The organism is Litoribacterium kuwaitense (assembly GCF_011058155.1).
Lineage (GTDB): Bacteria > Bacillota > Bacilli > Bacillales > DSM-28697 > Litoribacterium > Litoribacterium kuwaitense.
Window position 1 is genome coordinate 12,468 of the sequence record NZ_JAALFC010000007.1, and the last position, 23,785, is coordinate 36,252.

At 41.9% G+C, this 23,785-nt stretch carries 17 protein-coding genes, 1 pseudogene and 2 CRISPR repeat arrays; of the genes and pseudogenes, 1 reads left to right on the plus strand and 17 read right to left on the minus strand.

Annotated features, from left to right (window positions below):
* Positions 1–18: 18 nt before the first annotated feature.
* Positions 19–981, plus strand: a complete 963-nt coding sequence (gene lipA, locus G4V62_RS06335) for a lipoyl synthase (protein ID WP_165200331.1) — start codon at positions 19–21, stop codon at positions 979–981.
* Between the two features lie 113 nt (positions 982–1,094).
* Here lipA and G4V62_RS06340 read toward each other — a convergent pair whose 3' ends face one another.
* The 17 genes and pseudogenes from G4V62_RS06340 to cas10 all read right to left on the minus strand — a co-directional run bounded on the left by G4V62_RS06340 (position 1,095) and on the right by cas10 (position 23,473).
* Positions 1,095–2,120 (minus strand): siderophore ABC transporter substrate-binding protein, encoded by a 1,026-nt coding sequence (locus G4V62_RS06340; protein WP_165200333.1) that lies wholly within the window; start codon positions 2,118–2,120, stop codon positions 1,095–1,097.
* Positions 2,121–2,223: 103 nt separating this feature from the next.
* The gene (locus G4V62_RS06345) at positions 2,224–2,979 is read right to left on the minus strand and encodes an iron ABC transporter ATP-binding protein (RefSeq protein ID WP_165200335.1); all 756 of its coding nucleotides are present in this window, start codon (positions 2,977–2,979) and stop codon (positions 2,224–2,226) included.
* Entirely contained in the window at positions 2,967–3,926 is a 960-nt protein-coding gene (locus G4V62_RS06350) for an iron chelate uptake ABC transporter family permease subunit (protein WP_165200337.1), read from the minus strand. The genes G4V62_RS06345 and G4V62_RS06350 overlap by 13 nt, the downstream gene beginning before the upstream one ends.
* A complete protein-coding gene (locus tag G4V62_RS06355; RefSeq protein WP_165200339.1) occupies positions 3,910–4,869 on the minus strand; it encodes an ABC transporter permease in 960 nt (319 codons plus the stop codon). Before G4V62_RS06355 ends, G4V62_RS06350 begins: the two co-directional genes overlap by 17 nt.
* Before the next feature lie 281 nt (positions 4,870–5,150).
* Positions 5,151–6,040: a CRISPR direct-repeat array (repeat unit 29 nt; unit sequence CTTTATAACCCACTACGTTCAGATAAAAC).
* 386 nt (positions 6,041–6,426) lie between these two features.
* A pseudogene (locus tag G4V62_RS06360) lies at positions 6,427–8,666 on the minus strand (FAD-dependent oxidoreductase).
* A 94-nt stretch (positions 8,667–8,760) separates the two neighbouring features.
* The gene (locus tag G4V62_RS06365; RefSeq protein WP_165200341.1) at positions 8,761–9,585 is read right to left on the minus strand and encodes a phytanoyl-CoA dioxygenase family protein; all 825 of its coding nucleotides are present in this window, start codon (positions 9,583–9,585) and stop codon (positions 8,761–8,763) included.
* Positions 9,578–11,095, minus strand: a complete 1,518-nt coding sequence (locus G4V62_RS06370) for an extracellular solute-binding protein (protein ID WP_165200343.1) — start codon at positions 11,093–11,095, stop codon at positions 9,578–9,580. Before G4V62_RS06370 ends, G4V62_RS06365 begins: the two co-directional genes overlap by 8 nt.
* 29 nt (positions 11,096–11,124) lie before the next feature.
* Positions 11,125–11,988, minus strand: coding sequence for a carbohydrate ABC transporter permease (locus G4V62_RS06375; protein ID WP_165200345.1), 864 nt, complete (start codon positions 11,986–11,988; stop codon positions 11,125–11,127).
* On the minus strand, positions 11,982–12,881 hold the full coding sequence (locus tag G4V62_RS06380; protein ID WP_165200458.1) for an ABC transporter permease: 900 nt from the start codon (positions 12,879–12,881) through the stop codon (positions 11,982–11,984). The genes G4V62_RS06375 and G4V62_RS06380 overlap by 7 nt, the downstream gene beginning before the upstream one ends.
* 174 nt (positions 12,882–13,055) lie before the next feature.
* Positions 13,056–14,810, minus strand: coding sequence for a cache domain-containing sensor histidine kinase (locus G4V62_RS06385; protein WP_165200347.1), 1,755 nt, complete (start codon positions 14,808–14,810; stop codon positions 13,056–13,058).
* Positions 14,811–14,815: 5 nt separating this feature from the next.
* On the minus strand, positions 14,816–16,345 hold the full coding sequence (locus G4V62_RS06390; RefSeq protein WP_165200348.1) for a response regulator transcription factor: 1,530 nt from the start codon (positions 16,343–16,345) through the stop codon (positions 14,816–14,818).
* 163 nt (positions 16,346–16,508) lie between these two features.
* Positions 16,509–17,258: direct repeats of the CRISPR family, unit length 29 nt; unit sequence CTTTATAACCCACTACGTTCAGATAAAAC.
* Positions 17,259–17,493: 235 nt separating this feature from the next.
* Positions 17,494–18,678 (minus strand): SAVED domain-containing protein, encoded by a 1,185-nt coding sequence (locus G4V62_RS06395; protein WP_165200349.1) that lies wholly within the window; start codon positions 18,676–18,678, stop codon positions 17,494–17,496.
* Positions 18,679–18,705: 27 nt separating this feature from the next.
* The gene (gene cmr6 / locus G4V62_RS06400; protein WP_165200350.1) at positions 18,706–19,539 is read right to left on the minus strand and encodes a type III-B CRISPR module RAMP protein Cmr6; all 834 of its coding nucleotides are present in this window, start codon (positions 19,537–19,539) and stop codon (positions 18,706–18,708) included.
* 19 nt (positions 19,540–19,558) lie between these two features.
* Positions 19,559–19,966 carry a type III-B CRISPR module-associated protein Cmr5 gene (cmr5, locus tag G4V62_RS06405; protein ID WP_165200351.1) on the minus strand — a complete coding sequence of 136 codons (408 nt, stop codon included), beginning with the start codon at positions 19,964–19,966 and terminating at the stop codon, positions 19,559–19,561.
* Positions 19,963–20,841, minus strand: coding sequence for a type III-B CRISPR module RAMP protein Cmr4 (gene cmr4, locus G4V62_RS06410; RefSeq protein ID WP_165200352.1), 879 nt, complete (start codon positions 20,839–20,841; stop codon positions 19,963–19,965). Before cmr4 ends, cmr5 begins: the two co-directional genes overlap by 4 nt.
* On the minus strand, positions 20,838–21,896 hold the full coding sequence (locus tag G4V62_RS06415; protein ID WP_165200353.1) for a type III-B CRISPR module-associated Cmr3 family protein: 1,059 nt from the start codon (positions 21,894–21,896) through the stop codon (positions 20,838–20,840). The genes cmr4 and G4V62_RS06415 overlap by 4 nt, the downstream gene beginning before the upstream one ends.
* The gene (cas10, locus tag G4V62_RS20530) at positions 21,896–23,473 is read right to left on the minus strand and encodes a type III-B CRISPR-associated protein Cas10/Cmr2 (protein ID WP_165200354.1); all 1,578 of its coding nucleotides are present in this window, start codon (positions 23,471–23,473) and stop codon (positions 21,896–21,898) included. The genes G4V62_RS06415 and cas10 overlap by 1 nt, the downstream gene beginning before the upstream one ends.
* Positions 23,474–23,785 lie beyond the last annotated feature (312 nt).

Genomic DNA, 23,785 nt, shown 5'->3' on the forward strand with positions numbered 1-23,785 from the left:
CGTAAGGAGCGTGCAATAATGGCTAAACAAGAAGAATACATCCGTAAACCCGAGTGGTTAAAAACAAAAATCAATACAAACCAATCGTACCGCGGACTTAAGAAATTAATGCGCGACAAAAAACTAAACACCGTTTGCGAGGAAGCGCGCTGCCCAAATATTCACGAGTGCTGGAGTGAGCGGAAAACGGCGACTTTTATGATTTTAGGTGATACGTGTACGCGCGGCTGTCGCTTTTGTGCTGTCAAAACCGGTCTGCCAAATGAGCTCGATTGGGGTGAGCCGGAGCGGGTTGCCGAATCGGTTGCGATCATGGAATTAAGACACGTCGTCGTAACAGCTGTTGCACGCGACGATTTAAATGATGGCGGTGCAGCGGTTTTTGCCGAAACCGTTCGCGCCATCCGCCGCTCAAATCCTGGTTGTACGATCGAAATTTTGCCGTCTGATATGAAAGGAGATTACGAAAGCCTTCATACACTTATGGACAGCAACCCTGATATTTTCAACCATAATATTGAAACGGTCCGCAGGTTAACCAAAAAGGTTCGGGCTCGCGCAATGTATGACCGCTCCTTGCAATTGCTGCAGAGAGTCAAAGAAATCGCGCCAAACACACCGACAAAATCAAGCATTATGGTCGGGCTCGGCGAAGAAAAAGACGAAATCATTCAAGCCATGGATGATTTATTAGCACACGATGTAGATATCATGACAATCGGACAATATTTACAGCCAACGAAAAAACATTTAGACGTCGTCCGCTATTACCACCCTGATGAATTTGCCGAGCTCAAAGAAATCGCCTTAGAAAAGGGCTTCAGTCACTGTGAAGCAGGGCCACTCGTCCGCTCTTCATACCATGCCGATGAGCAAGTATCAAAGACGTCTGCACAGCGTCGCATGGATTATATGAAAGGCTATGAAAAGCAGGAAGACAAACAAGTCGATTTTACACCAGAAATGTTTAACAAAAGCTAAGCGACATATGTAACAGGACACCGGCATTGTCAACGATTGGAGATGTGCCATGTCTAATGAATAAAAAACAAGCTGCAAGGAACATCCTCACGCAGCTTGTTTTTATTATAAAATTATTCTCCGAGAACAGAACCCGTCTCTTCAAGCATGCCTTTCATCGCTTCTAAGCCACCACTGCTCAAGTACCAGTAATTAGGGTCTAAGTAAACGATGTTGCCATTCTCGTAAGCAGCCGTCTGCTTCACAATCTCGTTTTCAACGACTTCTTTTGCAGATGACTCCCCACCGACAACCGCACCACGGTCGATGACAAACAGAATCTCAGGGTTTTTCTCAAGTACGTATTCAAACGTGACGCTCATCCCGTGGTTCGCTGCTTCAATATTTTCATCAGCCAGAGCAAAGCCGAATTCATCGTGAATAAGACCAAAGCGAGACTGCGAGCCGTACGCACTGATAGACCCGTCGTTCGCTAAGAGAATTAATGCCTTCTCCTCAGACGCCTCCGCTTTTTCTTTTAGTGCAGCAACAGACGCTTCGACGTCAGCAATTTCGCTCTCCACTTCATCTTCCTTTTCAAAAATCTCACCAATTGTTCTCATGTTTTCTTTAAACGAATCCATATAATTTGTCGCATCGACACCGAGGTAAATCGTAGGGGCAATCTCTTGTAAATCTTCATATGCCTCGCTCGCACGACCAGAAATAATGATCAGTTCAGGCTTTAATTCATTCACTAGCTCAAAATCTGGTTCAAATAACGTTCCTGCATTCGCATACGCGTCTTCTTCAAACTTGCTTAAATGCTCCGGAATTGTACTACCCTTCGGCAAACCTGCAGGCTCAACACCTAACTGCTGCAATGTATCCAACACACCGTAATCAAACACGACGACATTTTCCGGATTCTTAGGAACAACGGCCTCACCCAGCTCATGCTTCACAGTCACCGTGTCACTAGCAGCAGCTTCCTCCTCGTCTGCTGTTTCTTCTGTTGCTTCAGATGATTCATCCGCTTCAACGTTCACTTCTTCGGCAGCATTACTTTCTGCTTTTTCGTTACCACTCTCACTCGTTCCACATGCCGCCAGCACGAACACTAGCGCCAACATCATCCAACCCATCAACGTCTTTTTCATTAACAATACACCCCTTATTTAAGTATAATGATTTTCATTCTCAATGAATGATCGCAGAATGCCCCCTCAGCGGCATCCCCCCTTCCAAGAGACTAAGCTCGTATTAAAAATATAAACATACCTTCTGACATTCAACCTCATGGACCGGAATGTGCATATCAAACACACGATGCAGCACGTCGCTCCGAATCATCTCACGCGTCGGCCCTTCAGCCATCAGCTTTCCATCCTTCATCGCAACAATCGTATCCGAATACGACGATGCAAAGTTAATGTCGTGAATGACAAGAATCACCGTCTTACCAAGCTCCCGTACGAGACGAGTTAACAGCTTCATCGTCTGGACGGAATACTTCATATCTAAGTTATTTAAAGGCTCATCCAAAAAGATGTAATCTGTATTTTGCGCAATCACCATCGCGATGAAAGCACGCTGTCTCTGACCGCCACTCAATTCATCGACATATTTCGTTTGCATCTCTTCCAGTTCCACGTACTGTAACGCTTCATCAATCGTTTCCTCATCCGCTTTCGTCAAACGCCCTTGAGAATAGGGGAAACGACCAAACGCCACAAGCTCACGAACGGTTAAACGAAGATTAATGTGATTCGTCTGTTTTAAAATAGAGACCTTTTTCGCCAGCTCCTGACTCTTCCAGCGGCTCACATCCTTTCCGTCAATAAAGACATGACCTTGATCGATCGGACTTAAACGCGTCATCATTGACAAAAGCGTACTTTTCCCTGCACCATTCGGACCAATTAAAGAAGTCAACGTCCCTTTTTCAACCCGAAACGTCACATCCGAAACGACAGGCGACGAGCCATAGGATTTAGTAACCTGTTCTACTTCGACCATGCCCGATTCTCCTTTAGCAATAAATAGAAAAAATAAATGCCGCCAACTAAATTGATAATGACCGCCAAAGGCGTCGCAAACGAAAACAGCTGCTCGACGATAAACTGACCACCCAACAACGTCCCCATACTCAACAGCATTGACGCTGGTACAACATACCTGTGCTTATACGTCTTCATTAATTGATATGTAACGTTAGCTACGAGAAGCCCAAGAAAAGTAATTGGCCCGACGAGTGCCGTCGCTATAGATACGAGCAATGCTACAACAATCAGTACTTGCCGCACCACTCCGTTGTAATTGACACCAAGGTTGACCGCGTGCGCTTTGCCGAGCGAAATCACGTCCATATATTTAGCAAGTGACACGCTATAGTAAAGGATAATCAGCCCCATCAACACAGTGCTTAACACGAGCAACCCTGAATCAACCGAATTAAAACTCGCAAACATACGCGACTGCACAATTGTAAAATCATTTGGGTCAATGAGCACTTCCATAAACGTCGTCATACTTGTAAACAAAGTCCCGACGATCATTCCAAGCAATAAAAGCAGATAGACGTTACTATCGTTGTATCTTAGTAAAAAGAGAAACAATAAGAGCGCAAAGCCGACCATCAACAGGACGGACAACAGAAAATTAAGCTCTTCGCTCACTTCTGATAGCACGCGCTGACCAAGAACAAAGACAAACGCCGTCTGTAAAAACATATAAAGCGAATCAAAACCGATAATGCTTGGCGTTAAAATTCGGTTATTCGTAATGGTCTGAAACAATACTGTCGATAAAGCGATCCCCGCCCCAACGAGCAGCATCGCCCAAATCTTCTCACCACGACGTGGCAGCACGTAACCCCAATCTGACCCAGCATCATAAAACAAAAACAGAAGAGCCGCGCCCGCCATGACAACAAACAACAATAACAGCTTAAGACGCGAGTCCATATGCACGTCTCCTTAACAACAAAATAATAAAAATCACACTGCCGATGACACCAACCGTTAAACTAATCGATATTTCATAAGGAAAAATGATGACACGGCTGACAATATCAGAAAGCAGCACGAACGCCGCTCCAAGAATCGCCGTCTGCCACAAGCTCTTGCGCAAGTGATCTCCGGAATAAATGGAAACAATGTTCGGAATGATCAAACCAAGAAACGGAATTGTCCCGATCGTCAAAATGACTGTCGAGATGACGAGGGCAACGAGGGTCAAACCGAGAAAAAGCACCTGCCTATACTTCAGTCCGAGGTTCGTCGCAAAATCCTCTCCCATACCAGCCAATGTAAACCGATCCGCAAACCACCACGCCGCCAGCAGACAAGGAATGCTAATAAACAGCAACTCGTAGCGGCCAGACATAATGAGAGAAAAATTCCCTTGCAGCATCGCAGATAAATTTTGAATTAAATCGTATTTATACGCAAAAAACGTGCTGATCGCGGACACAATGTTCCCAAACATTAAACCAATCAGCGGAATAAAAATCGCGTCTTTATATTGAATGCGGTCTAGCAGCTTCATAAAAAGCAACGTCCCACCGAGCGCAAACAAAAATGCAATCCCCATCTTCACGAGAGGGCTTGCCGTCGTAAACAAAAGCAATGAAACGAGTATACCTAACCTCGCAAAATCCATCGTCCCTGCCGTCGTCGGCGACACAAACTTATTACGGCTCAGCTGCTGCATAATCAAACCGCAAATACTCACGCCCGCCCCCGCCAGTAAAATACTGAGCAAACGCGGCACCCGAATCGACCAAAAAATTTCCGCCTGCTGGTCCGACATCGAAAACAGCTCAGTCGGCGATATTGAACTCACCCCGACAAAAAGCGACACAACAGACAACACCACTAAAGCGATCAGCAAATACCTCGTACGCATAAAGGCACCTCAATTACGAACCGTTGATAATGTTTATCATTCTATCATAGTGAGAATGATTGTCAATATCATGTTTGTAAAAAAGCGTAAATTCCCCCATCAGTAGTGTAAAACCACACCACGCATAAAAAAACCCCTAAGGAGCCTAAGGAGGACGCTGTTAAAACTTGGACGATACGTAAATGCGTTAAGAAAAGCCGAGAGACGACGCTTCTTCATGCATGTACTCCTCCACGATGTTCAGATGAAACGATGTTGACCGTCAGAAATTGTAGATGAAATGCTTTATCCCACTACGTTCAGATAAAACCGAAGCTGTCGACTTCTTGCACTAAAGTCCGCGGGTCCTTTATAACCCACTACGTTCAGATAAAACCAGTTGGAGACATACCACCTGCCATAAGTGACGCATCAGCTTTATAACCCACTACGTTCAGATAAAACTTCTACCCTCCTATCCATGTGGTTTAGGTATACCAACTTTATAACCCACTACGTTCAGATAAAACGGGTGAGTCGATCAAAGACACCGCGCAAAAAGCGTTCAACTTTATAACCCACTACGTTCAGATAAAACGGATACATCAATTGTAACGGCTTAATGGTGTCGGGGCTTTATAACCCACTACGTTCAGATAAAACCCATTTAACCAAGTGTACGAGCTTATGTATAAAAACTTTATAACCCACTACGTTCAGATAAAACAACGGAAAACACGCAAAATGAAGAACTTGATATTATCTTTATAACCCACTACGTTCAGATAAAACGCTTTCGAGTCTTACATTTTTTACGCTTTTTGTTTGACTTTATAACCCACTACGTTCAGATAAAACCTAGCAAACGCGTTAGCCGTCAACCAGTACGCCTCATCTTTATAACCCACTACGTTCAGATAAAACGGCAGACGCGCACGAATATTTCGATCACGTCAATTTAACTTTATAACCCACTACGTTCAGATAAAACTCGGATAGCGGGTTGTTGGCTAAAAATACGACTCTATTCTTTATAACCCACTACGTTCAGATAAAACACGGATACGCAATAGACGATACGAATAAACCGTATTACGCTTTATAACCCACTACGTTCAGATAAAACGCTTCCAAGACTTCCGTTGCGGTGCTTCGGTTTTTGCCTTTATAACCCACTACGTTCAGATAAAACCCTCCATATCCCCCCGACGAAAGCCCTTCTCGCTGTAGGGTTTAGCGGAGATGGGCGTTGAAACAATCTTTTTCATTTTGCAGTGAACCTTCAGTCGTGTCTTTACAATCATTCTAATCTAGCTTGTGTCCTTAGAGCGCCATGGCTTTCAGCGTTTTATCCAAAAAATCGATTCACTGCAGAATGAGGCAAATCGTTTCGTTCGAACGTTTCCTGATTAGTTTCTAGCTTACCATACAAGTTTTCTAAAGTCCTATGATTGACTGTACACAAAACTTTTTTTGTTATTTCCTTTTTTCAAATAATGATGTCGTTACTCTGTAAAGCTTCAGAGTAACGACACTGCTAGTACATTCTTTTCATCTCGATTTTTTAAACATACTTTTTTATGCGTACACTCTGACTTCTATCACTTCTGCTCGCGCCCCTCCATTTGTGCTGTCAACAACGACCCGTAGCTGATCACACGAGACATGTTCATTGATTTTGTGTACCCTTTTTCGCTTACGGTTATTTTTAATGGTAACTAACGTTTTCCACTCACCTGTCACAAAAACTTGGATACGATAATCTTTGACCAGCTCTGGTATGACATCAAAGGACGTTCGGTGGTGATGTAAGTTGACCAAATCTTCATTCACATCGTCATTAAACGTCAGATGGATTTCTCCGACCGTAACCCCTTCTTCCCACGAAAGCTGTAGCCATTCCAAGTCGTCCTTTATTCGCTTTGACATCCACATATGAGGTCCGCCATATGGACGTGAGATGCCATCAATGACTTTGTGAGCTTTATAAGCATGACTCTCACCATGGACTTGAAAGCAGAAGGGCTTTCGGACAAACGGTCTCATTGACCACTGGAATACAGGGCTTACCGTTGGATCAGACAAACCATTTTTCGTAGAATGTCCTTTATCTTCAAAAGCTAAAACACCTGTGAGTGGTTCATCAGCTACATATAAAGAAATGGCTTCATTTGCTCTTACAATGACGAAAGCATTTTGCGGTTTGTCTGGTGACCAGGAAAGTTTGGTGTTGATCCATTGCTTAGCTCCCTTTTGAACGTGTATTTCCGTTTTATCAATCAGCTGATGAGGTATATAATTCTGCGGTTTTCCCGTATCCCATATTTCCACCTGTAAGTACGTATCGCAGGCAGCATCTACATATAGGCTGAGGCTGTTCATTTCTATGTCAACAGGGAATAAAAAAGCCACACTCGTCTTAAGCTGATGTCTTTCAACCGCACGATCAATCTTAATCTCATTGTTAACACTCGATGCTTTGACTGTTGCTTTTCTGGCGAGATCATCCAGGTCATCATTCACAATACCGAGGATCGAAGCATCATTTTCAACAGTGTTTGCTGCAATTCATGTAAATCATGTTCATATAAATCTCTTGGTGCTCTATTATTTTTCACACAAAGCGCTGCTGCGGTTCCGGCGGCTTCACCGATGACCGCACAAGTTGCCATGACCCTCGTAGACCCAAAGGCGACGTGCGAGGCACCTATATTTCGACCGGCAAACAGAAGGTTTTTGACGTTCTTTGAATAGAGTGATCGAAACGGAATATGATAGTTTCCGTCTGCCAGTAGATGCTTTGATCCACTTTCAGTCGCATACATCCCCCCAGGCGGATGCAAATCGATGGACCATCCGCCAAAAGCAACCCTGTCCTTGAAAGGAACCTGCTCGACAATGTCATTCTGGTTTAACATATAGTCACCTTCGAACCTGCGATACTCTCTTTTTCCAGGAATCGCACCGACCCATTCCAATGTCATATTCTCCGAATCAAATTTACCTGCGTTTTTAATATAATTCCAGATACCATAAATAACAGACCAAAGTTCGTCTCTAATTCGTTCATTTTCGTGTACCGTATCTAATTCGCCGCCCCATTCAATCCACCAATAGAAACAACCAGAGTCACCACTTCGAATAATCCTTTTCTCCGGAATGGATGTCTTCGTAATATCTTTAGCGAAGCTAGGTGGAACAAATTTAACAGGGTGACCTTCATCTTTTGTGTAAAACAAAATCGTGCTCCCTAGCGTAATATCATCAGATATTTCGGGAGCCCAACTTTCCTGAAATTCTGCTTGCGCTTCTCGTCCTATACGATAATTTGCTCTAGCTAAAAAGCCAATGAGCCCATCACCGGTACAATCTAGAAAGACAGGGCTTTCAAAACGGATTTGTCGTTCAGAACCCATCATCCACCCCGTCACCGAGTGAATCGTCCGGCTATGTTCCCCTCCATCTGCCTCAACGTGTCTAACATCCGTATTTAAAAAAAGCGCTATGTTCGGCTCCGCCTTTACTGTTTCCAAAACGATCAAGTCCCAAAAATACGGATTTCCTTCAGGATTACGATACTGATTTTCGACAAACATTTCACCCATAATGCCAGTCTCTCTTGAATATCGATTCACCCCATGCTTTGTCGCACCAACGACCCACACACGGACTTCACTGCTTGAATTTCCACCCAATACAGGACGATTTTGAATAAGAGCTACCTTTCGCCCTTCTCTTGCGGCAGCCACAGCGGCACACACCCCGGCTAATCCGCCACCAACGACTGTTACATCTTTTTTCACAACTTCATATTTCAAAAAATATCTCTCCTTTGAGGTGTCTCAACTTTTCACGTGAACATTGCGAGCAACATAAGCCCCGCAATCAACTGGGGGCTTTTTTTAAAACAAATTAGTGATCATACACACTTTTAACTGCATCTTTATAATAAAAAGCTTTCAAAGGAACCATTGATTCCTGCGGTACGTAATAATGAAATTTATTTGTACTAATGTCGCCTAATAGTTGTTTTTGATTAGGGTTCGCGTCTTTAAGTAGCCTTTCGCTCGCTTGGTGGTAATCAATCGGCCGCATCCATAACGGGCTATATCCTAAGAAAAGCTGTCGCCTAGTAAATTCTGATTTATTTGGTGAACCAGCATGCCACAAGTTCTGCGGAAAGATAAAGACATCCCCTGGTTTTCCACAAACCTGTACTTCATCTTCATTTTTGTAACGAACGTCTAGTTGATTGGGATTGTCTGGACGCTTGTGACTTCCAGGAATCACTTTCGTATTTCCCCGATCTGGTTGTGACATATCGCTCAATATATAACACGTTTTAATGTAATACGTTGAGGTCAGTCCGTTTATTTTTGGGAACGGAAGATTTGGTCCGTCTTGGTGCCAGTTGATAAAGCTATTTGTCTCTGTCTTGATCTCGTTTGGGTTTGGCTCACGAATGGTTAAATGTGAAATATGAAGCTGGATGTTATAACCGAGTAAATTGACGATTAAAGGAAGAATCGTCGGTTCATCGATTAATCGAAGAATGTCAGGGTGTCTTTCCACACTGTTGTATATGTTGTAGCTTAATGATTGAGGCTCTTCGGCAATGATTTCATCAATGGCAGTGTTCAGTTTGGCTACTTCATCTTCAGTTAGCACATTCCGTAAAATTAAATATCCTTGATCATCAAACGCCTTCATCCATTCCCTAATTCTATGTTTATCCATCCATAGCCCTCCTATCGTGGTTTCCCCTTTCATCAATAAATCCTAGCTCCGCTAATTGCTCATGCGCCGCCTCAATGTATAGCCGGTAGTTCATTGTTGTTTCCAACGTCTCAATGAAATCCTCATATTCATCCAGTGGACGCTTTCCGTACACAAATTTGATGATTTCCTCTTCTGCGAAACGCTCCGCATCGGCTGGATTGTACCCTTGCGGAATATCGACAAATCCATCTAATGCCTCAATGCGCGGTCTTTTATCGGCAAATTCGATATACTCTGTTTGCGCTGCAAACTTTGTTTTTAAATACTCTTTTTCAGGGCGGCCTGCAAATTGATAAAGCCAAAAATAGCTTCCTTCTTCGTTTAATAATTCTGTTGGTACAACCTGCCCATCTTCGATATTAAAATGTTCACCTTCAATCCCATATTGCACGAGGTTAGATCCTTCTTCACCCGCTACATAATTTAATAATTCAAAAATTTCATTTAACTTTTCTGGTTCTTCTTCCAAAGCTTTTGGTATCGCGAATAAACCACTCGTCGTACCAATGTCCAATGTGCCATCGAATTGGCCCCCTGGCCCCTCAGGACCTGCCATTTGAATCCATTCTGCATCTGGATTTACCGTCTTATATTGTTTTACAAATTCCTCCTTAGACATATTCGGCCAATCGATATACACGATGCCAAATTTACCTTGAAACGCTTTTTCTTGATACTGAAGCCCCGTATTTGTTACAAGCTCCGGATCAACAAAGCCAGCATCAATTAAAGTATTAATATAACTAAGCGCATCTTTCATTGCCGGATCGTGGTAGGCATTGATTAACTTATCATCCTTAATATAAAAACTACCAGGCATACCAACACCAAAAGCCCCAAAAATAGGTTGGAAAGCGTTCATTACAGCGCCAGTAATCGCAAACGTATCATTCTTACCATTTCCATCAGGGTCTTGATTTGTAAAAGCATCCGCCACTTCAATAAACTCATCCAACGTTGTTGGCGCTTGTAAACCTAAGTTATCTAACCAATCTTTTCTAATCCAATAGCTGTGATACGGAATGTTCGGAGGAACTGTAATCCCGTAAATTTTTCCATCGACCATTGCTTTTTTGACATTTTCTTCGCCAATAAACTGTTCAACTGGCTGCAATTGATCCATATAGTCTGTTAAGTCGAGAAGTAACCCTTTATTAGCAAATTCGACAAGAGACGTCCGGGTCACTCCGAATAAGTCTGGATAATCGCCAGCAGCCATACGGACATTTAATTGGTTTTCGTATTCACTCGAGACGACAGAAAAACTAATATCGACACCTAGAGCCTTATCAAGTGCTTGTTTAATGACATCATCTTCTGCCATCGGCAAATTATTTCCTGATCTGATAATCTCAAGGTTCATTGGTGCGGACGACCCAGCTTCTTGACTCTCGGAATTACAGCTACTCAAAATGACAGTGAGAAGTAATGCCATGACAAAAATGAAACCTCTCGTTGAGTACTTCATGAAATCTCCTCCCTTTCCTTCCTGTATTTTTATCCTTTAATCGATCCCAAAAGCATCCCTTTTGTAAAATGCTTCTGAATAAAAGGGTAGACAAGAATAATTGGAACACTCGCAATAATGACTGCCGCCATTTGCATCGTTGAAGTCGGCACCATATTGTCTACATTTGCATTTAATTGATCTTGATTTTGCATTAGAATATCCCGGACAACCACTTGCAGAGGGTATAAAGATTGATCTGTCACATACATAATTGCTTGAAAAAACTCGTTCCAATGGCCGACCATATAAAACAGCCCGATCGTCATCATGACAGGTAGAGACAGAGGAAGGACAATTTGCCATAAAATTCTTAATTCCATTGCCCCATCAATTCTTGCTGATTCAAACAACTCATTGGGTAAATTTTCAAAGAAGCTTTTCATGATTAGAATATTAAAACTCCAAATCGCATTTGGAATGATCATTGCCCAAACCGAATTGATCAAGCCCGTTTCTTTCACAATTAAATACGTTGGTACAAGTCCTCCATTAAACAATAAGGTGAAAACAACAATGAAAAGAAAGAAGCCTCTACCAGGAAGATTTTTACGACTTAAAGGATACGCCATTAACGTCGTTAAAATAAGATTGATCAATGTTCCGACAACTGTAATAAAAACGGTGACTTTAAAAGCATTCGGAATTTTTGCCTGCGATAAGAGCTGTTCATATGCATCAAATGTGATCGACTTAGGGAAAAGGATATATCCTCCATTCTTTAACACTTCACCAAATGGAGTGACCGAGACCGATAGCACAAAAAGTAATGGCAAAACGGCCGAAGCTCCGACAAGTCCGAGGATGATAAAAACGGCATAATCGAATAGTTTATCACCTTTCCCTTTTACCAAATGCCCTCACCCCACTTTTTCGCTACTTGATTGGCTCCTAATACTAGCACCAGCCCAATGACTGATTTAAATAATCCGACAGCTGAAGCCAAGCTGAAGTTCATCTGCTCAAGACCCGTACGGAATACCCAAGTATCAATAATATCTGCAACAGGATAAACTTGAATATTGTACATAATATAAATTTGTTCAAACCCCGCGTCCAGCATATGTCCAAGCCGTAAAATAAAGAGCAAAATAATGACATTTCGTATTCCTGGCAAAGTAATGTGCCAAATCATTCTCATCCTGCTCGCTCCATCAACCTTCGCTGCTTCGTATAAACTCGGATCAATCCCCGCCATCGCCGCTAAATAAATAATCGCCCCCCAGCCTAAATTTTGCCAAGCCTCAGAACCGACAAGGATAGAACGAAACCAGTCCGTCGAAGTCAAAAAAGGAATCGCATCTCCCCCAGCCTCTACAATCCAGCGGTTAATCAACCCTGTACTTTGCGACAAGAACGCAAGGCTGATTCCATAAATGATGACCCATGAAAGAAAATGGGGCATATAGCTTAACGTCTGAACCCAGCGCTTATACCATGACACTCGGCACTCATTCAGTAAGATGGCTAATATAATTGAGGGAACCATACCAAAGAACAGTTTATAGAAGCTAATCAAGAACGTGTTTGTTAATAATTGATAAAAATACGGTGATTCAAAGAATTGCTGGAAGTATTTATACCAAGGATTCGCCCATTCACTGCCAAAGATCCCCCCTACGAAGTCATACTCTTTAAATGCGATGATCACACCGTACATCGGCAGATATTTGTAGATGGCAAACCAAAGCAAACCCGGCAGCAGCATCAGATAAAACGTTCGAAATTTCCATATTTGCTTAAACATAGATTGAACAAGCGTCATCTGCTTCCCACTCGTTTGTTGTTCTATGGCTGTTTTCGACCTCATGTCTCCCCTCCTCTTGTTAACGCTTTCATTTTTTGTTTAGTCTAACACTCGCTGCTGATCTGAAATATACATTGATGTTATAAAAATGTCAGCGATGTTGTGAATAAAGGTCTACTCTTGCTTCAGCGGAAGATCAATACGTATGATCGTTCCAACCTTTTCTTTACTTCGCATGCGGAGCCCATATTTCTCTCCATAATGAATTTTTATCCTTTCTTCAACATTGGTTAAGCCAATACTGTTAAATCCATGCTTGGAGCTGTCATTTAAAACTTTTGTCAGTAAGCCTTTTTGTAAGTTCTTATTAAACCCAACGCCGTTATCACGAATATACAGTCTAAGTTGGTCATCTTTTTTATCATTGTAAATCCAAATGGTCCCCTCCCCTTTAGGAACAATTCCGTGAAAGATCGCATTTTCCACCAGCGGCTGCAATAATAACTTCAATACTTTATGTTCAAGAATATCGTCATCAATTGCGATCTTCAGTTCAAACTGATGTCCATACCTGACTTGCTGAATTTGCAAGTATTTCTTTAGCCCTTCCAGTTCATCATGTAATTGAACCTTTTCTGACGTTTTATTAAAACTATACGAAAGCAAACTAATGAGAGCATGGATGGTTGTGCGGACTTCGTGTGTTCGTTGTTGTTTCGCCAGGCTATTGATGCATGCGAGCGTATTATAAAGAAAATGTGGACTTATTTGACTTTGGAGCATCTTTAATTCAGAATCTTTTTTCTTAACCTCCAGTTCATTTACTGTGTTAAACAGTTCACGAATACGAACCATCATTGCATTATAGCTCCGCGCCAACTGACCAAGCTCATCTTCGCGAACTACATGTACCTTTGGCATAGAATTCAAATCGTTTACTTGATCCATGACGTGCACCAGCTGTCGAATAGGTGCAGTGAAATGTCGACTGATCATCAATGAGGTAATCATTAACGTGAAGATCCATAACACTGATGCTTTAACAAAATTTCGATATAAAGCAAATATATTTTGATAAAAGTATTTTTCATCGATGATTGAAATGACATGCCAGCCAAACTTATTTACGTTTGACTTTACAGCCACCAGCTCTTTTTCATCATGTTTAATTTTGTTCACACCTATCGCGGATTGAGTTACTTTCCTCATAAAGGAAGAAACAATTTGCGCAGGAAATACGGTTTGATCGATTGGCAGTAAATGAGAGAAAGGCTCTGATGTAACAAGTTTTTTTGTTGAAGTCGTGACTAAAAAAGTTTGATTATTTGACTTAAACAACGGAGATATCTTATTCGTAAGCTGATCCAAATTAATTTCCAACACAGCATAACCTTTTAATTCATTGCTGCTCCCACGTACAGCACTAACAAACGCCACAGTCTGTCCCGACAAAGGTGTGTAATAAGGATCGCTCCAAATGACACCGTTCATTGAACTGGGGAGTTTGTTTAACAAGCTTCCAATATACACGTTTCCTACAATTTCATAATGAACTTGGCGATTTGAAAACACTTTTCCATTTTTATCAAGTAGATAAACGGTTTTTACATAATTGCTATTAATGTCTCCATATTCATTTAAAAAGCTTGTCGCTAAACTTTCATTCCCTCGATCAAACAAAGCATGTTGAGTGGACAAAAAAAGAAGCATCTGCTTCAAGTTGTCTAAATGCGTATTTAAATGCTCATTTGTTTGCGAAATCACCTCTTGAGAATTTTGAATGACTTGTTTTTCAAACAGCCGCTTCGAACCTTGCAGATGGTTCCAAGCAATTGTGATAAATAAAACTGATGTGACGATGAAGAGAAAAATGAAGTGCTTTGTTCCAAGCCTTTGTTTGCTATACCATCGCATTGCTTTACGTAACATCTTTCTCACCCTTTTTTATAATCGGTAGGCGTCATTCCAGTCCATTTGCGAAAAACAGCTGAAAAATATCGATAGCTTGGAATGCCTACTCTTTCTGCAATTTCATAGACTTTTAAATTCGTCGTTTGCAATAGTTGAATGGCTGCCTCCATACGGACTTGTGTTAAAAATGCGTGAAAGGAAATGCCGACCTCTTCACGAAAAAGCCGACTAATGTAATGTGGGCTTAACCCCACTTCCTCCGCAATACTGGCAAGTGTGATCGGTTGTGATATTTGTTCATTAATTAAAGCGATCGCTTGCTTTATTTCATAGCGGTAACTCACTTTATTCGGTTGAATTGTCTGAATGACAAAGATTAATTCTGAAAGTAGCTCCGACAAAGTAGAGGCTTGAAAAATCCTCTCTGCCAAGCCGATACTTTCTTTTACTTCATAGATGTTCTCATCCTTCACAACCCACTGCAGAACGAGGTCCTTTAATTGATATGGATAAATCAAGTGCTCGTTTGCCCAACACGCAAAGTCATTTTCAAAAAATGATATTAACTTTTCCAACTGGTGTTTATTTTGACTGAACTTTCTTTCTATTAATTGTAAACGTTGCTTCGTCAGTGTAGTGAACTCCGGTGGGTTTCCTGCACAAATTCTCGATTCATAGAAATAAAAACGTTTTGACTGCCACAATGCTAACTGATCAAACGCCTTTTTAATACTTTCGCTAAAATTAAGTACGTCACTGACTGCAACAAAAGAATCAACGTCATCGAAAAGAAAGGGTAGATTTCTTTCAATCCCATGGTTGATCCGATCAATGAAGCTATGAATGTTAGCATATACATTCTCCAAGGCTATCGCATCCCTTTGGAAGAAGAACAATACATATTCACTAACTTCGATAGGAATCCATATAAAACAATGCTGCGCAGATCGCTCCAACACCGAAAGCACTCGTTGAACCTCTCGATTAACGAAAATTCGATTGTTTTGATTCGTATGCAAATGTAGCCTCACCATTCGCAACGGAAATCGCAACTCAAGGTTCAGCTGCTGAAAATCGTTGTCTTCCTGACTGTTGATCCACTGTAAGAGCCTTTGCGATTCACGCCACTTTTGCTCCTCATATGAATAATCCTGATACTTTTTCTCCTTTTCAATTTTCTCCCTTGCTTTTAAAATTACTTGCTCGAGCGCCTCATCCTCTAACGTCACCTTCACCAAATAGTCCAGTGCTCCAAGCTTGATTGCTTTTTGCGCATAATCAAAATCGCTATGACAAGTGAGAAGGATCACTTGCGTTTCCGGATATTTTTCTTTGAGTGCTTTTGTGAGCTTTAAACCGTCCAAGACAGGCATTGTAATATCTGTAATGACAATATCTGGTTTATAACCCTCGCAAAAAGATAGCGCTTTCATTCCATCGCTCACATCACCTACTAAAACAGCGCCACAACGTTCCCAGTCAAAATTGATTAAATCCTCGCGAATTGGGAGTTCATCGTCTACAACGAGCACGCTTAAAATATCTGAGTTCAATAGACTTCCCTCCAAGTAGACATTTTGTCAATCAACACTGCATCATGGGGTTTTTCAGAACACTTGGGTTTTTTTCAAGCGCTAAGGGGGCAGGAGACTTACTCCACTACGTTTAGAAAAACAAAAAGAGATCGACAAAGACAAAGCTAAGCTAAGCTAAAAACTTTATCACCCACTACGTTCAGATAAAACGCTCGCGCATATACGACGTCGCTTTTAATAGATCGCCTTTATAACCCACTACGTTCAGATAAAACGTTTTTGTATGCCTTAATTTGATCGACAGTCTAAACTTTATAACCCACTACGTTCAGATAAAACCCGACCTGCGGTTTAGGAAACCGTTTGTATACCTAAACCACCTTTATAACCCACTACGTTCAGATAAAACCGAATTGCGGGTGATCTCTCCCTCACCGTCACACAACTTTATAACCCACTACGTTCAGATAAAACATTGACTCGGCGACACCGTTTTAAGTGCCGTCTTGACTTTATAACCCACTACGTTCAGATAAAACGATGCTGCCGAAAAGACGAACGCGACATTCTTGACAATCTTTATAACCCACTACGTTCAGATAAAACTCTAGGGTTTCAGCATTAGAACAAAAAGTAGAAACCTTTATAACCCACTACGTTCAGATAAAACGACTGTAACAAGAAACGCCTTCTTCGTAATGTCCTCCTTTATAACCCACTACGTTCAGATAAAACCAGGTCACTATAGCTCACGCCTTGAGGTGAGTTTTGCTTTATAACCCACTACGTTCAGATAAAACTATATCGTCGACGCGCGGGAACCGGATTACGACGAAGCTTTATAACCCACTACGTTCAGATAAAACAGGTTCTTGAGCGTATTAACGGCGGAAGCAAACCGGCTTTATAACCCACTACGTTCAGATAAAACCCTCCATATTCCCCCGACGAAAGCCCTTCTCGCTGTAGGGTTTAGCGGAGATGGGCGTTGAAACAATCTTTTTCATTTTGCAGTGAACCTTCAGTCGTGTATTTAAAAACATTCTAATCTAGCTTGTGTCCTTAGAGCGCCATGGCTTTCAGCGTTTTATCCAAAAAAACGATTCGCTGCAGAATGAGGCAATTCAGAGGCCAATACACCTAGATTTTCTATAAATGACCTATCCTTATGTTGACATTGGTTCCTCTATAATCATTTCCCCATCCTTATTGGAATCTAAAACGATGGTCGGTTGATAGGTTCCATTTGAATACTCGTATAGCTTAATCTCTTTACCTGGTACGATATTCAACAATTGGCCAAACATAACAGCAAATGGCGCTGGTGCCGCCATAAAAAGGTGAATGGTTGCTGTTTCTTGTAAGTTACTGATTCGCCTTAATGCTCGGTCGAATCCTTTCACAAGAGCTACAGCTGCTTCTTCAGAAGAAATCTCCCCTGCTTCTTTCTCCCAAGTATACCTTTTTGCATGTGGTAAAGCATTTTTTTGGACATACGTTTCTACTTCTTTCACCAACTTCACACAATGGTTGCCTGTAAAATCAACGGCTACAACAATATCTTCACAATCTGCATTTCCCGCAAAGTCAGCAAAATCAATCGTTCTTTCATTGACTTGATGATCATTTTCCGTGATAGACCATATCGTTTTATTACCTTCAATCGTTATTTTTTTCCCCGTTGTTTTACTAAACACTTGTCCAAGCATCACGCAAGCAGACAGGTGAGCGACCGGACAAAGGCGAACGTTACTGTTCACATGCTTTCTAACAACCTGCATACCTACTCTTAACAGATCGTAGTTGTTTTCTGCATTTGCGAAAAATGGTGAAGCATTAATCAAAAAGTCGTGATTGTCATTCGCAACATAGAATGCTTGTCTTGTGATCAATCCAACACGCCACTCATCTGAAGAGCTCTTTCTTTTCTTGAGTGCGGATACGAGCTTCTTGCAAATGGTTTCTAGCGTCTGATGATCATCAAAATAATAAAATTCATGGTAACTGAGGTTGGTCAACGCTTGAAAACGCTCTCCAAAACGTGCCTTTATCTTATCATCATCCTCTGGAAAGATAAACGAAATAACATATTGATTGTCTTTCGTGTATTGGCGATAGGCTTCGGGAATCTCAACGTTCCAAATACAGTCAGACGCTAACATATCTTCACTAACGTATAACAAATAAGCGGATGACCTTTGAATGTTTGCTCTAATCTCACTTTCTAAATGGCCTGGATTTAATGCGTCATCATCGCGCCAAACGGTCAACCCACTCGCCAAAATCGCATGCTGTAGACGGATCACAGGATCTTTATTTTCATGTGCATAGCTTACAAATACGTCGTGCATGATCATGCCTCCCCCAGAAAAATAGTTTTATTGATGATTGAACCTGCCGTAGCCGCTCGTCTTTTTTGCGCCGAGGCCAAAGTCTTGAAATGCTTGCGTTACCCATTGTTCGACAAGTGCCTTCAGTCCACCCGGAAAATCCACGAGTTGTTCCAATTGTGGAGTAGGCTGCAATTCAAAGATGACTTCAACACCTCCTTGTACAGCGTAAAACTTAATTGGATTGACGCCTTCCCCTGGGTTAATTCTCCCTCCACATTGGTAATACTGTTTAGCATGAACTGCCATCACATCTTGTTTTAACTCGAATTTATGAAACAGTGCGTCGTAGAATACCAATGCACCGACGTTCTCTTCTGTACCAAAAAGCTGATTAAGGAATTGTTGTTTCAATGCAAATTGAGGGTCCTCTTGCTCATAAAGCAATGACGTTTCAGCCCAAGCGCGAGTCATTCCTTTAATACTTGCGCCTGTAAGATACGGAACACCATACACTTTATGAAGCGCTAAGCCGTTCTCAAGAAAGTGTGGGTGACCCATACCCGGAAGTGCTGCATTCGTGTGGATCGACAAGACCACAAGCCCTTTTTCATCAAGACTTTTCTTTAAACGATCGTTGTATTGTTGAACTTGTGTTTTATATTGCTTACCCTTTGAGTCAATGTTTAGCAGTTTGTATTTACCTAAAAGTGCAAAGTCCGGCTTTTTAGTTTTTTTAGACGTTTGAGACGTATGAAATAAATAGGAGAAATGTGCATTGACAAGTTTATCTTCCTCTTCCTTTACTTTGTATATTTCTCTTTTTAAGAATTCAGGAACTTTCCAATCGGCCGTCTCCTTTTGGTTACTGCCTTTCGCCATGGTCTTTATCATCCTTTTCCTATTCGTCTTCATACAATCCTTCTGCAAACCGGCTCAAATATGATGCATAATGAAGAAGGCTTGTTGTGATTTCTCGGTACTGTTTACTGCTTTCACAATTTAAAATGGTTTCCAATACTTGATCATGGCCTTTCGCTTCGTTAGTCAGAAAACCTTCTTCAATGAAAAACGCTTGAATATGTTCCATCATTTTTTTATAGGCGTTTTTATTGGACTTCGCATGATAAAACGCCATCGTAGATGCTAGACCGTTCATTTGAATCATGGCGGGCAGCTTTCGTGCATAGCTGCGGTAATTTTTTTGATTCTCTTTTTTATTTTTTGGTTGCATCACGTCGTTCACTTGTTCAAACGCCAGCTTAGCCACCTTAAGTTCTTTTATTTGCCGTTGACTACGCTTTGTCATCGTGTGACCTCCTTCGCAAACACTCGAAAGACCCCGCGCCCAACCGTTTGGTTGCCTCCTAGCCGTATGCTCTGTGGACTGTCAACATACTGCTGTGCATAGTCGTTTGCTTCTTTAGCTTCTGTGTGAACGACCGTATAAAAAATGGTTTCGGGTGGAACATTTTCCTCATACCATAAAGCCCCATCTTCAACTACACCTTGCTCCCCAACGCGGATTCTCGGAACGACCTCTGTAGAAAATTTCATAAAATCGGTAAAGGTGACATCGTCAATGATGATCAGCCTTTGTTTAATTTCATTTAATTCCCGTCCTAGTTTTTCAAAAATGGCTTCTACACAATCAATAAATTGGCTTGCCTCATCACTCCGGTCAAGGGCAAATTCTTCTAACACAACTCTTTCATCGATACTTTTATTGTCTGTATGCGGAACAAAGTGCATTTCCTCCAACGCTGGCAAATCTTGTTCAACGAGTGACTCACCATGCGCAAGCTTGTAATCACGTAAAAATTGCTTAAGCACCATCGGACAAGTGACCATTTGGTAAACGTTTTGTAATGACCGAACAGGGAAGAAGAGAATACGTGCATCTGAAAAAAAGATGTTTGACGGGATGATCGCCTCTGCTTCGGATAGCTCATCTTGATTCGTCGACTTAGGCGTTGCGCCAAATATTCGCGCTACTTGTTCATCTTTACCTTCATGTTTTTTAGCATAATCAAATCGAAAGCCACCTTTCACTGAGGAAGCCTCCACCTTTAAAAATCCTGTGTGTCGTTCACGCTGTACAGGTTGGTCGACGAGACCAATCTCAGTCCCCCCACCTGGATGGATTGATGTAGCTGCTTGCAGAGTAAATATGTATGCGTTCATCGTGATTTGCTCCTTTCATTGTCATATGGTACGACGAGTGCCCAACCGAAACCTTGTTTACACATATCAGTTGAACCGATGTGTATGAATGGATCGATTTCTTTTTGATCCTCATTTCTACAAGACAAAACGGACCCTGCTGGAAGCATATGTTGCCTTGGCTTCGGCCCATGTATCCCCATATCCCATCCTCCAAGGATTTGTAATGAATCTGCGCGTACCGATTCTAGTGTTAAGCCGTGTTCCCTTAAATAACAGACAGGATCTTGATCGAGAAGCATAGGTGTGAATAAAATGACTTGCACCGCTTCGTCCGTCATGTTGTTAGACTCCAAACCTCTTGCTGGTGAAAAAGGTGTCATTGTCCACAGCTTTTGTTCAGCGCCTAACGTCACTTTGCGCTGGAGGGGTTCTTCGTCTGTATGGTTGATATGAATATAAAAAGAGTAACCTTCACGAAAGCGCAACATGTCCATTTCATAGACAAAATGCTTTTTTGCTTTACGTGATAGCCCATCTCTTGCCATCCCGACTTTTGGCTCCACACACAACATCTCGTCTTTATGAATTCCCTCTATTTCCCCTTGATCAATTTCACCTGAAAGAAGCTTCTGAAGTGATACTAGCGAAACCCAGACGTCGTCGTTTGTAATCCCCTTTAATTTCTTTGTAGATGATTTTAGTGAGAGGATGACCTTCTTTTCATCCGTCATCTCTAAACTCAAACCCATTGGCGCCGGAACAAGCAATTCTTTTTGACCTTGTGTATTCGTTTTTAAAACCCCAAATTGGTTTAAGCTTAAATGGCCGAGTGTTTCTTTCGTGCCAAGCCATGACCTCCATTCCTGATCGTTACCTACCTTTGAATCTCTAAAAGTGACGAACGGACGTGGACCGCCGACCATCTCACGAATAAATGTCGACCGTATCGCTCCATAAACCGTGTTCGTCCTAGGGGGAAAGAGGCCGGTAGCTACATTATCAAGTCCGGGTTCCATCACGTGGTGGCCTTTAAAGAAAAAGTGATCGATCGGTGTTAACTCGTAAAAACCCACTAAGATTCCCCCTTATCCGCGATCTCGTCTTTAGCGATAAAATTGAACATATGCAGCATCGCAATCCATTGTTGGAGGCGATCTTCCTCAGAAGCCCCTCGTCCGACTCTGTCATACAATGACATTAAGACATCATTAGCCTCGTCTTTCGATAATTCCAACTGGCCTTCTATAACAAGACGATTTGGCGCTTCAGAGCGATTTAGAACCCTTTTTAACTCTGCCCGAATCATCTCTTTTTCAGAGAGAAGCCCCGGCAATAAAGCCTTTTCCAGTTCAAATAGGAATGAGTTTGGCAAAACCTTGATCACGGCTAAGCTTTTTTCGACTTCATCTTTATATTGTTCTTCGTGATAACCGAAATGGAGACTTGCTTGAAGCGGTGTGCCACTGCGAAGGAAAACGGTGAGGGCGAGCGAGTTTTTCCCTTCTTGCGCCTTGGCCAAAGCTTCCATTTTCCGCGTCTCTGCCAGAACATGCCGTAGTGGCTGGCGACGATGGGCAATCACGATGCCCATGGATGCAGTTTGGGTATTTAAACTGGGCCGACTTTGCGAAAAGGCAAACCGAAGTTTTCCAGCAAGCTGCAACACGTTCTTTCGTGGAAGAAATGACATTACATCGTCGCCACCAGCATAAATAAGTAACTTCTCATCATCAGAGAAAACGTCTGGCACAACGCCTTGCGCAAACTCAGTAATTGCTTGACTTAGGTTCTGATAAGTTCCTAGCCCGTCATCAAGGCTTTGTTTCATTCTGTCGCCCATTTGATCGCCATCCATCATTAACAAGCCATAGTATGGGTCTTTTTTTTCGGCAATGACGTCCAAACTCGGAAATTTATATTTACTTTCCTTCAACCGTAAGCGCTTACTCAAACACACGGCACAGAGCGCCTCATTTTCCTTTGCAAGAACAAATTTTCTATCTTCTTGGGCTTTTTCCCAAAGTTGGGTCCATGTTTCCCATGCGATTTGTTTCATCTTCCCCATAGAAAGTCGAGGCGTAAAAGGTGTATTCGTCAACGCTGTACGTTCTTGGCACACTGGACAGACAAGCCCATGTTCCGGTTGTGACATCCAATCTTGATAGACGAACTGCTTTTTCTTTGTTCGTAATTGCTGTTCAGCTTCATCCATCGTTTCTTTTAGGCTTGATCCATGTGAGGTCACAACGAAATGAAACTTAAAGAGTGACCGCAGTTGTTTATCCGCAAGATCTGTCGGCATCAGTGGAAATTGTTGTTTAATCTGACGGACAGACGATTCAACGGCTTGTTTTTGAAGCTTATCTATTATCCATTGGATCTCACGTTCATATTCCTCACCAGTCTGTTCCCCCTTTAAAAGAAGCACGATTCGATTTGGAAATGCAACGCGAAATGCGTCTTTTGATGACGAAACACCCTGTGGAAATATAACGCTACAAAAGGAATACTTCTTAATGATTTCATCATGTAACTGATCCATCGTCTTAGCCATCCACTGACTTCCCGCCCACAGATCCCCCGTTTTTCGAGATTGTTCAATGAATGATTGCACACCGCTTAATGTAATAATGGCGAGATATTGCTTCACCGGCGATTCCCCCGATTAAATGGATTGTTTTTCTTGGGTTGCGATACAAAAGTTGTTGTGAAATATGCTTTGTCTGTAACCCTCTTTATATATTTTGAATTGTTTTTATCTTCTTTCTCCCACTGAGCGCTCTTTAGAATAGGAAATTTAGGGTCTGAATTTACAAGATCTCGCTTCAGTTTATTGCCTCTAATTTCAAACTCAGCACTGCCAACCTGATCAATCAACCCCTTAAGATGTTGAAGAAATTCACCCTGGCGAAAGGCTTCTTTTTTAAGGTTGTAAGCTGAAACTTGCTTCGGAGCGTTGACT

Bases quoted from the DNA above. Each gene is read 5' to 3' on its own strand.
- lipA (WP_165200331.1), top strand. From the start codon at position 19: ATGGCTAAACAAGAAGAATACATCCGTAAACCCGAGTGGTTAAAAACA.
- G4V62_RS06340 (WP_165200333.1), bottom strand. From the start codon at position 2,120: ATGAAAAAGACGTTGATGGGTTGGATGATGTTGGCGCTAGTGTTCGTG.
- G4V62_RS06345 (WP_165200335.1), bottom strand. From the start codon at position 2,979: ATGGTCGAAGTAGAACAGGTTACTAAATCCTATGGCTCGTCGCCTGTC.
- G4V62_RS06350 (WP_165200337.1), bottom strand. From the start codon at position 3,926: ATGGACTCGCGTCTTAAGCTGTTATTGTTGTTTGTTGTCATGGCGGGC.
- G4V62_RS06355 (WP_165200339.1), bottom strand. From the start codon at position 4,869: ATGCGTACGAGGTATTTGCTGATCGCTTTAGTGGTGTTGTCTGTTGTG.
- G4V62_RS06365 (WP_165200341.1), bottom strand. From the start codon at position 9,585: ATGGATAAACATAGAATTAGGGAATGGATGAAGGCGTTTGATGATCAA.
- G4V62_RS06370 (WP_165200343.1), bottom strand. From the start codon at position 11,095: ATGAAGTACTCAACGAGAGGTTTCATTTTTGTCATGGCATTACTTCTC.
- G4V62_RS06380 (WP_165200458.1), bottom strand. From the start codon at position 12,881: ATGTTTAAGCAAATATGGAAATTTCGAACGTTTTATCTGATGCTGCTG.
- G4V62_RS06385 (WP_165200347.1), bottom strand. From the start codon at position 14,810: ATGTTACGTAAAGCAATGCGATGGTATAGCAAACAAAGGCTTGGAACA.
- G4V62_RS06395 (WP_165200349.1), bottom strand. From the start codon at position 18,678: ATGCACGACGTATTTGTAAGCTATGCACATGAAAATAAAGATCCTGTG.
- cmr6 (WP_165200350.1), bottom strand. From the start codon at position 19,539: ATGGCGAAAGGCAGTAACCAAAAGGAGACGGCCGATTGGAAAGTTCCT.
- cmr5 (WP_165200351.1), bottom strand. From the start codon at position 19,966: ATGACAAAGCGTAGTCAACGGCAAATAAAAGAACTTAAGGTGGCTAAG.
- cmr4 (WP_165200352.1), bottom strand. From the start codon at position 20,841: ATGAACGCATACATATTTACTCTGCAAGCAGCTACATCAATCCATCCA.